Annotated in this window: 11 protein-coding genes; 5 read left to right on the plus strand and 6 right to left on the minus strand. The window is 56.8% G+C overall.

Translation table 11 applies throughout. From position 1 onward, the window contains the following. Window positions 1-8 precede the first annotated feature (8 nt). The 5 genes from QT231_RS03080 to QT231_RS03100 all read right to left on the minus strand — a co-directional run bounded on the left by QT231_RS03080 (window position 9) and on the right by QT231_RS03100 (window position 6,277). Window positions 9-2,090 (minus strand): acetyl/propionyl/methylcrotonyl-CoA carboxylase subunit alpha, encoded by a 2,082-nt coding sequence (locus QT231_RS03080; RefSeq protein ID WP_308335457.1) that lies wholly within the window; start codon window positions 2,088-2,090, stop codon window positions 9-11. Next, window positions 2,087-2,911 (minus strand): enoyl-CoA hydratase/isomerase family protein, encoded by an 825-nt coding sequence (locus tag QT231_RS03085; RefSeq protein ID WP_308335458.1) that lies wholly within the window; start codon window positions 2,909-2,911, stop codon window positions 2,087-2,089. The genes QT231_RS03080 and QT231_RS03085 overlap by 4 nt, the downstream gene beginning before the upstream one ends. Before the next feature lie 12 nt (window positions 2,912-2,923). Continuing rightward, on the minus strand, window positions 2,924-4,531 hold the full coding sequence (locus QT231_RS03090) for a carboxyl transferase domain-containing protein (RefSeq protein ID WP_308335459.1): 1,608 nt from the start codon (window positions 4,529-4,531) through the stop codon (window positions 2,924-2,926). Between the two features lie 11 nt (window positions 4,532-4,542). Then, entirely contained in the window at window positions 4,543-5,712 is a 1,170-nt protein-coding gene (locus QT231_RS03095) for an isovaleryl-CoA dehydrogenase (RefSeq protein WP_308335460.1), read from the minus strand. Window positions 5,713-5,809: 97 nt separating this feature from the next. Then, complete coding sequence (locus QT231_RS03100; protein WP_308335461.1) at window positions 5,810-6,277, minus strand: MerR family DNA-binding transcriptional regulator; 468 nt, start codon at window positions 6,275-6,277, stop codon at window positions 5,810-5,812. 340 nt (window positions 6,278-6,617) lie between these two features. On the opposite strand from QT231_RS03100, the gene QT231_RS03105 reads away from it, so the two are divergent. The 5 genes from QT231_RS03105 to QT231_RS03125 all read left to right on the plus strand — a co-directional run bounded on the left by QT231_RS03105 (window position 6,618) and on the right by QT231_RS03125 (window position 11,531). Continuing rightward, window positions 6,618-7,409, plus strand: coding sequence for an ABC transporter ATP-binding protein (locus QT231_RS03105; RefSeq protein ID WP_308335462.1), 792 nt, complete (start codon window positions 6,618-6,620; stop codon window positions 7,407-7,409). Beyond that, window positions 7,406-8,149, plus strand: coding sequence for an ABC transporter ATP-binding protein (locus QT231_RS03110; protein ID WP_308335463.1), 744 nt, complete (start codon window positions 7,406-7,408; stop codon window positions 8,147-8,149). Before QT231_RS03105 ends, QT231_RS03110 begins: the two co-directional genes overlap by 4 nt. A gap of 175 nt (window positions 8,150-8,324) precedes the next feature. Next, window positions 8,325-9,548, plus strand: a complete 1,224-nt coding sequence (locus QT231_RS03115; RefSeq protein ID WP_308335464.1) for an ABC transporter substrate-binding protein — start codon at window positions 8,325-8,327, stop codon at window positions 9,546-9,548. Window positions 9,549-9,648: 100 nt separating this feature from the next. Next, entirely contained in the window at window positions 9,649-10,536 is an 888-nt protein-coding gene (locus QT231_RS03120; RefSeq protein ID WP_308335465.1) for a branched-chain amino acid ABC transporter permease, read from the plus strand. 2 nt (window positions 10,537-10,538) lie between these two features. Beyond that, a complete protein-coding gene (locus QT231_RS03125; protein ID WP_308335466.1) occupies window positions 10,539-11,531 on the plus strand; it encodes a branched-chain amino acid ABC transporter permease in 993 nt (330 codons plus the stop codon). Here the strand turns inward: QT231_RS03125 and QT231_RS03130 are convergent. Continuing rightward, window positions 11,524-11,714 (minus strand): hypothetical protein (locus tag QT231_RS03130; protein WP_308335467.1); only part of this gene is annotated, 191 nt, incomplete at its 5' end. The genes QT231_RS03125 and QT231_RS03130 overlap by 8 nt on opposite strands.

The following is an 11,714-nucleotide window of genomic DNA, read 5'->3' on the forward strand; positions in this document are numbered from 1 at the left end:
GTGAGCTCCTATTCGTTAGCGGCAAAGTCGAGCAGCACGGCGCCCTGGCTGACTGTGTCGCCAGCCTCGAAGTGGAACGATTCGACGCTGCCATTGGCAGGGGCCGTCATGGTGTGCTCCATTTTCATGGCCTCCATCACCATCAGCGGCATGCCTTTCTCAACCGCCACGCCGGGTTCCACCAGCAGGGCAACGACGGTGCCGTTCATGGGTGCTGTTAGGGTGGACTCTGCTTCGTGGTGGCCGTGATCGATGGCATCGATGCGCCGCCAGAATAGGCGGGTTTCACCGCTGGGGTCAGCCATCACCACTACATGACCGTCGCGGCGCGCCTGCAGGCGGCGGCGGTGGCCGTTCAAGGTGACGGCGACCGCATCACCGGTCAGGGGCTGCAGGCTCGCGGTGAGGGTCTCATCGCCGATAGTAAGGTTCCACAGTGATTCGCTCGCGCTGCGTTTACCTTCGACGATCACTACCGCCTCATCGCTATCCGGCGCTTGGGCACTTGCCGGGTCACACAGGGCGATGCGAATGGTGTGGGGTGCATTCAGGCGGAAGCCATCGTGGCGATCCCAGGGGGAGTCGCTTTCACACTCCTGGGCGAGTTGATTCAGGCCAATCAGCGCCGCGCTGGCGTAAGCCTCCATGCTGTAGGTGCGCGGGGCAAACAGTGTGGCTTCATTACGTTCAATAAAGCGGGTGTCCAGCTCCACGTTCTTAAAGCCCGGGTGAGTGGCCAGACGCATCAAGAAGGCGCGGTTGGTCACTACGCCCTGCACGTCCAGCGCCGCCAGAGCCCGGTTAAGGGTGGCCAGCGCCGCATCGCGATCGGCACCGTGAACAATCAGTTTGGCGAGCATCGGGTCGTAATGCATGGAGACTGCATCGCCGCTCTCTACGCCGCTGTCCAGGCGTACTTGGTCAGCGCTCAAGCCCGCACCTTCTAAATCCAGTGCAAAGCGGTTGAGCAGGCCGGTGGCGGGTAGGAAATCCTGATCCGGGTCTTCGGCGTAAATACGCGCCTCAAAGCTGTGGCCGGTGATGGTCAGTTCATCCTGTCGGCAGGGCAGCGGCTCGCCCATGGCAACGCGTAGCTGCCACTCGACCAGATCCTGGCCGGTAATCATTTCCGTGACCGGGTGTTCAACCTGAAGACGGGTGTTCATCTCCATAAAGTAGAACGATCCGTCCGCATCTAATAGAAATTCCACGGTGCCCGCGCCCACGTAGCCGATCTCTTGGGCGGCGCGCACGGCAGCATCGCCCATGGCGCTGCGCAGCTCCGCGGTCATGCCAGGGGCGGGAGCTTCTTCGATGACTTTTTGGTGGCGGCGCTGAACGCTGCAGTCCCGCTCGAACAGATACACGCCGTTGCCGTGACGGTCGCAGAACACCTGCACTTCCACATGGCGTGGCTGCACCAAGTATTTTTCGATCAGCATACGGTCGTCGCCGAAGGCGGCTTTCGACTCGCGGCGGCAGCCGTCTAATGCAGCCTGAAAACCATCACCGTTTTCCACCACGCGCATGCCTTTACCACCTCCACCGGCGCTGGCTTTGAGCATCACCGGGTAGCCGATCTTATCGGCTTCGCTACGTAGCAGAGCGTCGTCTTGGTCGTCGCCGTGGTAGCCCGGTACCAGCGGCACACCAGCATTGGCCATGCGGGCTTTGGCGGCAGATTTATCGCCCATGGCGGCAATCGCCGAGGCGGGCGGGCCGACAAAGGTAATGCCTGCTTCTTCAAGGGCCTTAACGAAGCTGCCGTTTTCAGACAAAAAGCCGTAGCCAGGGTGAATCGCGCCGGTGCCTGTTCGCTTGGCGGCGTCGATGACGGCATCAATATTAAGGTAGCTTTCGCGAGCAGCAGCGGGGCCTAAACGCACGGCCTCATCGGCTTCGCGTACGTGCCGGGCGCTGGCATCGGCGTCAGAGTAGACCGCCACGGTTTTCAGCCCCATACGGCGCGCAGTGCGCATTACACGGCAGGCGATCTCACCGCGGTTGACGACCAGCAAGGTATCAAAAGGCGTTGTGCGAGCGGCGTTTTCAGCTTTTTCGTCTTTTGCGTTAGTGGGCGAATGACTCATGAGCGACGCTCCGAAGCGTTAGGTGTTTTGTTAGGTTCGGCCCAATCGGGGCGGCGCTTTTCAAAGAAGCTGGATAAACCCTCTTGCCCCTCTTGGCTGACGCGCAGCTTGGCGATTACCTGGCAGGTATGCTCGCGGGTGTCGTCACTGTCGCGCGCTTGAGCCACCGTGGCCATTAGCGCTTTGGTAGCGCGCTGGGCTTGAGGCGAGCCTGCCAACAGCGTTGCCAGCATGGTGTCCACCTCGTCGTCTAACTTATCGTGCTCCACTACCAGGTGGACTAGACCAAGAGCGAGCGCCATTTCCGCATCTATCACCTCGGTGGTTAGCGCATAGCGACGCATCTGCCGTTCGCCCAGGGCGCGCTGCACGTAGGGGCTGATGACGGCGGGCGAAAGGCCAATCTTGACTTCCGATAGACAGAACTTGGCTTTCCCTGATGCAATCACTACATCACAGCAGGCGGCAAGGCCCACTGCGCCGCCAAAGGCAGCCCCTTGAACGCGGCAAACCGTGGGGCAGGGCAGTGTGTCGAGTCCGTGCATCAATGCGGCAAGCTTGCGGGAATCCGCGAGGTTATCCTCCAGGTCGTAATCGACCATGCGCTTCATCCAGTTCAGGTCGGCACCCGCGGAGAAGCTTTTGCCTTCTGACCCCAGTACTACCGCGCGCACTTCGCCAGCTTCAGCAAGTGTATGCAACTGGTTGAGGTGTTCATTCAGCTCGGCGATCAAACTATCGTCAAAGGCGTTATGCACCTCGGGCCGGTTTAAGGTCAGGCGTGCTACGCCGTTTTCTATGATGAGTGTTGAGTAAGCCATGGTGATTGCCCCTTACATCCGGAACACGCCGAAGCGTGTCTCTTCGACTTCAGCATTCATCGCAGCGGCTAATGACAAGCCGAGTACATCGCGGGTTTGCAGCGGGTCAATCACGCCGTCGTCCCATAAGCGGGCGCTGGCGTAATAGGGATGGCCCTGGTGCTCGTACTGCTCGCGGGTGGGCTGCTTGAAGACTTCTTCGTCCTCTTTGCTCCACTCGCGGCCGTCGCGCTCGTGCTGTTCGCGCTTCACCTGGGCGAGTACGCCCGCCGCCTGCTCGCCACCCATCACAGAAATACGCGAGTTGGGCCACATAAACAGCAGGTTGGGGTCGTAGGCGCGGCCACACATACCGTAGTTACCGGCGCCGAAGCTGCCGCCAATCAATACGGTGTACTTGGGTACCTTGGCGCAGGCTACGGCGGTGACCAGCTTGGCGCCGTGCTTGGCAATGCCTTCGTGCTCGTACTTGGAGCCAACCATAAAACCGGTAATGTTCTGCAGGAAGATCAGCGGAATCTTGCGCTGGGCGCAGAGCTCGATAAAGTGCGCGCCTTTCACGGCGCTTTCGGAAAACAGCACGCCGTTGTTGGCCACAATGCCTACCGGGTAACCGTGGATATGGGCAAAGCCGGTGACCAGGGTGTCGCCGTAGTAGCGCTTGAATTCATCGAAGTCGGAGTCGTCGACAATACGACCAATCACTTCGCGCACGTCGTATGGCTTTTTGAGGTCGGTGCCGACGATGCCGTATAGCTCGGAAGGGTCGAGCTTGGGTGGCTTGGGGGGCTGCATGGCAAGCTTGCCGCGCTTTTGCCAGTTCAGCCGCGATACACAGGCGCGGGCCAGCTGCAGCGCATGGGCGTCGTTTTCAGCGTAGTGGTCGGCCACGCCGCTGACTTTGGCATGCACGTCGGCGCCGCCCAGGTCTTCAGCGCTGATACTTTCGCCGGTGGCGGCTTTCACCAGGGGTGGGCCGCCGAGGAAAATCGTGCCCTGCTCCTTAACGATGATCGACTCATCCGCCATCGCAGGCACGTAGGCGCCGCCCGCGGTGCAGGAGCCCATGACCACGGCAATTTGCGGAATGCCCTCGGCGGACATCGTCGCCTGGTTGTAGAAGATGCGCCCGAAGTGGTCGCGGTCGGGGAAGACTTCATCCTGGCGGGGGAGGAAGGCGCCGCCGGAATCGACCAGGTAAATGCACGGCAGGCGATGCTTGCGAGCGATCTCCTGGGCGCGAATATGCTTTTTCACCGTGAGCGGAAAGTAGGTGCCGCCTTTAACCGTGGCGTCGTTGGCGACAATCACACACTCGACGCCGGAAACGCGGCCAATGCCGGTCACCACGCCCGCGGCGGGAATTTCACTGTCGTAAATGTTATGGGCCGCCAGGGCGGAAAACTCTAAAAATGGCGAGCCTTCATCAATCAAGTGATCGATACGGTCACGCACAAACAGTTTCCCACGGCTTTCGTGGCGCTCGCGGGCTTTGGCACCGCCCCCTTGGGCGACGGCGGCGGTTAGCTCACGCAGTTTATTGACTTCACCCAGCATCGACGCTTCATTGGCTTGAAACACATCGCTGCGCGGATTGATCTGACTATTCACAGTGCTCATGGCGCGGCCTTTTATTTGGTTTCAGTGAACAGTTCGCGGCCAATCAGCATCCGCCGGATCTCGCTGGTACCTGCGCCGATCTCATACAACTTGGCGTCGCGCAGCAGGCGTCCGGTGGGGTATTCGTTGATATAGCCGTTGCCACCGAGCAATTGAATGGAGTCCAGCGCCACCTGGGTGGCTTTCTCCGCGCAGTAGAGAATCACCCCCGCAGCGTCCTTGCGGGAAGTTTGGCCGCGATCACAGGCGCCCGCGACGGCATATAAATAGGCGCGACAGGCGTTCAGGGTGGTGTACATATCCGCCACTTTGCCCTGAACCAGTTGGAACTCGCCAATCGACTGGTTGAACTGTTTGCGCTCATGGATATACGGCATCACCACATCCATCGCGGCTTGCATAATGCCAATGGGGCCTGCAGCCAGTACGGTGCGCTCGTAATCCAGGCCGCTCATCAGTACGCGAACGCCTTTACCTTCCGCCCCGAGAATATTTTCAGCAGGCACAGCGCAGTCCTGAAACACCAGCTCGCAGGTGTTTGAGCCGCGCATGCCCAGCTTGTCGAGCTTCTGGGCGGTGGAGAAACCGGGCATGCCTTTTTCGATAATAAAGGCAGTGATGCCTTTGGAACCGGCGTCTGGGTCGGTCTTGGCGTAGACCACAAGCACATCCGCGTCCGGGCCGTTGGTGATCCACATCTTGTTGCCATTGAGGATGTAGTGGTCGCCGTCTTTTTTGGCACGTAGCTGCATGGAGACCACGTCTGAGCCCGCACCGGGTTCCGACATGGCCAGGGCGCCTACGTGGTCGCCGCTGATCAGCTTTGGCAGGTACTTGGCTTTTTGTTCTGCAGAGGCGTTGATCTTGATCTGGTTGACGCACAGGTTGGAGTGAGCGCCGTAGGAGAGCGCCACCGAGGCGCTGGCCCGGGATATCTCCTCCATGGCGATGCAGTGGGCGAGGTAGCCCATGCCGCTGCCGCCATCTTCTTCTGAGACGGTAATCCCCAACAAGCCCATATCGCCGAACTTCTTCCATAGGTCGTTGGGAAACTCATTGTTCTGGTCGATCTCGGCTGCGCGGGGGGCGATCTCGCTGGCGGCAAAGGCGTTGACCTGCTCACGCAGCATGTTCAGCTCATCGTCGAGGCCAAAATTTAGTTCTGAGTAGTGTGAAAACATGGTCAATCACCTGTTGCTAATTTATTGGTGTTTGCTAACTATGCTGGCTAGCTGTGTCGGCGAGTCGAACGGGCGTAATAGATGACCGAGCGCCGAGTCAGTGCATAGTGGCGGAAGAGGAGGTGGCGGTTTTTTCGGAAGTGCTCGTTCGCTCATCTTCGGTTTGTGTTTCGTGTGGCCCTTTTTCATTTAGCTCTTCTAACGCTTGGCGGCAGCGAATTTCGGCGCTTTCAAGCTCTAACTGCACCATGGTGATGTCTTTCATCTGCTGGTCGAGAGCTGCCTTGCGCTCGGCTATTTTGCTGAGCATTAAATGCAGCTGCTTCTTGCTGCCGCTGCGGGTTTCATCCCAAAGCTCGAATAGCTCGCGAATTTCGGCCAACGAAAATCCCAGCCGCTTGCCGCGAATAGTGAGCTTGAGGCGCACCCGGTCTTTACTGCTATACACCCGGGTTTGTCCGCGGCGGGTGGGGTGAAGCAGCTCTTGATCCTCATAGAAGCGAATGCTTCGGGTGGTTAAATCAAACTCGCTGGCCAGTTCACTTATCGAGTAAGTTTTGCTCATGGTGACGTTCTCTCAAAAAGGCATGTTGTTAACAATAATTCCTAAAGATCATTCCTAAGATATGCCTTCTATGGAACACTGCCACTGAGGCTAAAACAAGTTTACGTTAACGTAAAGCAATAGTTGCTAGCAGTTGAAAAGCGTTGAAATTTCGTAAGCTGTTGATATGCATGTTTTTAAGTCGGTTGTTAATTCAGTAAAATATCGTCGATAGACCAAAGTTGTAATTGTATTGCCATAGCGAGAGTTGCTAGTTTGCACGTACACCTTACGTTCAGGTAAGGCAGCGGCAGGCGTTTCTGCCTTACCAGCACAACAACAATAAGAGGCTTATCACTCTATGGGTGCAAGCGATGTCCTTCAGGGACCTGTCCTCGAAACCCGAGGGCTAACCAAAGAGTTTCGCGGCTTTACTGCCGTGGACGACGTCAATCTTCAGGTGCAGGAAGGGCACATACACGCACTGATAGGGCCTAATGGCGCTGGTAAAACCACGGTATTTAATCTGTTGACCAAATTTTTGCCGCCTACACGCGGCGACATTTTGTATCGTGGCAAGTCGATCACCAGCAAAAAATCCAACGAAATTGCCCAGTTAGGATTGGTACGCTCATTTCAGATCTCCGCGGTGTTTGCCCACATGACGGCGCTTGAGAACGTGCGGGTAGCTCTGCAGCGCAAACTGGGTACATCGTTTCATTTTTGGAAGTCCGAAAAATCCCTGGATCACCTTAACGAGCGCGCCCTTGAGCTGCTTGAAGAAGTAGGACTGCGTGAATACGCCGATACCTTAACGGTAGAGATGCCCTATGGGCGAAAACGAGCTCTTGAGCTGGCCACGACGTTGGCGCTTGATCCCACCATGATGCTCCTGGATGAGCCAACCCAGGGCATGGGCGCGGAGGACGTTGATCGCATCGTGGCACTGATTAAACGTGTCTCTCAGGGGCGAACGGTGCTAATGGTGGAGCACAATCTTAGCGTTGTTAGCCGCTTGTGTGACCGTATTACCGTACTGGCGCGGGGGGCGGTACTGGCGGAGGGGGATTACGATGCTGTTTCCCGGAACCCATTGGTACGCGAAGCCTATATGGGCAGCGACGCCGCAGAAGAGGAGGGAGCAGCTGTATGAATACCGCCGAAGCCCAAACGCCTATTGAAAACACACAAAGCCTGGAAATGTTGCGCGTACAGGATCTTCACGCCTTTTATGGCGAGTCGCATATCCTGCATGGCGTCAATTTTGATGTGAAGCGTGGCGAACTGGTGACGTTGCTGGGGCGTAACGGTGCAGGCCGAAGCACCACGCTGAAATCAATTATGAACATGGTGGGGCGGCGCACTGGCTCTATCGTGATTAACGGCAATGAGACGTTAAACATGAAGCCGCACCATATCCCACGATTAGGTATTGGTTACTGCCCTGAGGAGCGAGGCATTTTTGCCAGCTTGGATGTGCATGAAAACCTGCTACTCCCGCCCACCGTGCGTTCCGGCGGTATGAGCCTGGACGAAATCTACGCCATGTTTCCGAACCTCTATGAACGGCGTAGAAGCCAGGGCACGCGGCTTTCCGGTGGCGAGCAGCAGATGTTAGCCATGGCACGCATTCTACGTACAGGTGCACGGATGCTGCTACTCGATGAAATTACCGAAGGGCTTGCCCCGGTCATCGTGCAGAAACTGGCCGAAGTACTGGTTCAGCTAAAAGAGCGGGGTATGACCATTGTGCTCGTAGAGCAAAACTTTCGCTTCGCGGCGCCGCTGGCGGATCGCCACTTCGTGATGGATCACGGACAGATTGTCGAAGAAATCAGCGCTGCGCAGCTGCCATCGCGGCGGGAACATCTCAACTCAATGCTAGGGGTATAACGCACTGACTACCTACGACTCGCTCCTTGTTTAAACGCTTTTAATACCAGCACTACTCTGTTCACAAAAAAACAATATGACCACTTAACACTGCAATTCGCACCTCGTAACACAACAGCTCAACAATTATACAACAGCTGCACAACAACAAGGCCCCCAGGGCCAGGAGACGAACATGACCTTTATGAAAAAAACGCTGGCTGCCAGCATCGCCGTTGCAGCCGCTTCAAGCCTCGCTGTGTCCACCGCCCAGGCGGATATGAGCGATGGTGAAGTCCGTATTGGCTACCTGGCCGATATGTCCGGCACTTACCGCGACCTTGCAGGCCCAGGTGGCTTAACCGCCATGGAGATGGCGGTGGCCGATTTTGGCGGCAGCGTCAACGGTACGCCCATCGTTATTTCCAGTGCCGACGATCGCAACAGCGCTGACGTAGGCGCGAACACCGTGCGTGGCTGGATCGACCAGGATAACGTCGATATGGTCGGCGGCCTGGTAGCGTCTTCTGTGTCCATTGCGGTAACAAAGGTGCTGGAAGAGAACAACGGTCTGGGCATCGTCTCCGGCTCTGCGGCGTCTAGCATTACCAACGAGCACTGCACCCCTAACCATATCCACTGGGTTTACGATACCTACCCGCTTGCTAATGGTACTGCCAAGGCCGTTGTAGAGCAGGGCGGTGATACGTGGTTTATGCTGACCGCCGACTACGCTTTTGGCCATGCACTTGAGGCCGATGTAACCAAAGTCGTTGAAGAAAGCGGCGGTGAAATTGTCGGCGGGGTACGTCATCCGTTCCCCACTAACGACTTCTCCTCTTACATTCTTCAGGCGCAAGGTTCCGGTGCGAAAATTGTTGGCCTGGCAAACGCCGGTGCCGACACCGTTAACGCTATCACTACGGCTAGTCAGTTTGGTTTAACTCAATCCGGACAGCAGCTTGCAGGCCTGTTGATTTTCTTGAATGACGTTCATGCCCTTGGCCTGGAAGCCACCCAGAACCTGCTGCTGACTACCGGCTGGTACTGGGATATGGATGAGCAGTCCCGCGAATGGGCACAGCGCTACTTTGATGAAGTAGGCCGCATGCCGACCATGGTTCAAGCGGGCATCTACTCCAGCACCATGCACTACCTGAAAGCCGTTGAAGCGGCTGGCACCGACGACCCGGAAACCGTGCGTGCGCAAATGGCAGAAATGCCCATTGAAGACTTCTTTGCCCGTAACGGTAGCATTCGTGAAGATGGCCGCATGATTCACGATATGTACCTTGCTCAGGTAAAAACACCCGAAGAGTCTACCGGTGAGTGGGATCTTTACGAAATCCTCAGCACCATTCCCGCCGAAGAAGCCTACCGCCCGCTGTCTGAAAGCCAGTGCAAATTGGTGCAGAACTGATTTTCAGGCAACACCTGGATCAGAAAGCAATCGCAAGTGACGTGTAGAGTAGTTGGCGGCAAGTGGCCGCCAACTGCTTGACGGCGAGGAGAGTCGCGTTATGACGATGATATTTGGCGTGCCAATGGCCGTGTTCATGGGGCAGCTAACGCTGGGCCTTGTGAATGGTGCCTTTTACGCACTGCTAAGCCTGGGCCTGGCGGTCATCTTCGGCCTGTTGAAGATCGTCAACTTTGCCCATGGGGCGCAATACATGCTGGGGGCCTTCGCCGCACTGTTAGGCTTTCGTTATTTAGGCATTAATTACTGGCTGGCACTGCTGCTGGTTCCTTTGGTGGTAGGTGCCTTCGGTGTACTGCTTGAACGTTTTTTACTGCGCAGAATCGCCCATTTAGACCACCTTTATGGGCTGCTGCTGACCTTTGGTTTAGCGCTGATTTTTGAGGGTACGCTGGTCAATTTCTTTGGTGTCTCTGGTGCACGCTATGCCACGCCGGAAATTTTTCAGGGTGGTTTGAACCTGGGCTTTATGTTCCTGCCTACCTATCGCGCCTGGGTGCTGGTGGCAGCGCTGGCGATGTGCCTATTTACCTGGTTCATGATCGAACGTACGCGGCTGGGGGCTTACCTGCGTGCAGGTACTGAAAATTCGCAGTTGATGCAGGCGTTTGGCGTTAATGTGCCGCTGTTGATCACGCTAACCTATGGCTTTGGCGTGGGCTTGGCCGCGTTTGCCGGGGTGCTGGCGGCGCCGCTCTATCCGGTTTCACCGACCATGGGGTCAAGCCTGTTAATCGTGGTCTTTGCCGTGGTGGTGATCGGCGGTATGGGCTCGATTCTAGGCGCTATTATTACCGGTCTCTCAATGGGGATTATCGAAGGGTTAACCAAGGTGTACTACCCCGAAGCCTCTAATACGGTGATCTTTCTTGTCATGATCCTCGTGCTCATGTTGCGCCCCGTAGGGCTGTTCGGTAAGGAGGCATAAACATGGCAGAATCTCAACCAATGGCGGCGCCATCCGTGGTGCTTGAGCGTCAAAAGCGGGCTAAATTTCGCCGCAACATGTTCTATCTGGCCCTGATCGTGGTGGGTTTGGTCGCCCCGTTTTTGGCCTACCCCGTATTTCTAATGAAAGTGCTCTGTTTTGCACTGTTCGCCTGCGCATTTAATCTGCTGCTTGGCTATGCGGGGCTGCTCTCTTTTGGTCACGCGGCATTCCTGGCCACCGGGGGCTACGTAACCGGCTACCTGTTGGCAAGCTACCCTGGGTTAACCCCAGAGCTGGGTATTCTTGCTGGCACATTACTGGCAACCGTGTTGGGTGTGCTATTTGGTGTGCTCTCCATTCGTCGCCAGGGCATCTATTTCGCCATGGTAACGCTGGCGCTGGCGCAGTTGATGTTCTTTGTTTATATCCAGGCGCCCTTTACCGGCGGTGAGGATGGCTTGCATGGCGTGCCCCGTGGTGAGCTGTTTGGGGTAATCAGCCTGAGCAGCAATCTGGCGATGTACTACTTTGTCTTTGCGATCTTTATCTTTGGCTTCGCGCTGATTCAGCGCACGGTGCACTCGCCGTTTGGTCAGGTGTTAAAAGCCATTCGTGAAAATGAGCCCCGCGCAATATCGCTGGGCTACAACACCGATGCTTATAAGCTGGTGGCGTTTGTAATCTCTGCGGGTTTGGCGGGGTTGGCGGGCTCGACCAAAACAGTAGTGTTCCAGCTGGCTTCATTGACCGATGCGCATTGGCACATGTCGGGTGAAGTGATTTTGATGACACTGTTGGGCGGGGTAGGCACCTTGCTGGGCCCCTTGATGGGCGCGGGGATCGTGGTCAGCCTGCAGCATATCCTGGCGCAGTCGCCGCTGGGCAACTGGGTCAGCGTGATTCTCGGCATCATCTTTGTGGTCTGTGTGCTCAGCTTCCGCAGTGGCATCATCGGGGAGCTGGACAAGATGTATCGCAAAAACTTTAAGTAAGCGCTTGTTTAACATAGCACTCTCTCTGTCCGATGTTGGGCGCCGCTTGGCGCCCTTTTTTATAGTGCGCCAGGCATGGCGCGCAGCGCCTTGACTGGCGCTGTTCCTGGGGGTGGTGCCTCAGGATGACTTGGGGGTGAAAGTCCCCTGCACGCCCGGCAAGGGGAAGTGCTAGCCGACGGC

The organism is Halomonas sp. SpR1 (genome assembly GCF_031010175.1).
Taxonomy (GTDB): Bacteria; Pseudomonadota; Gammaproteobacteria; order Pseudomonadales; family Halomonadaceae; genus Vreelandella.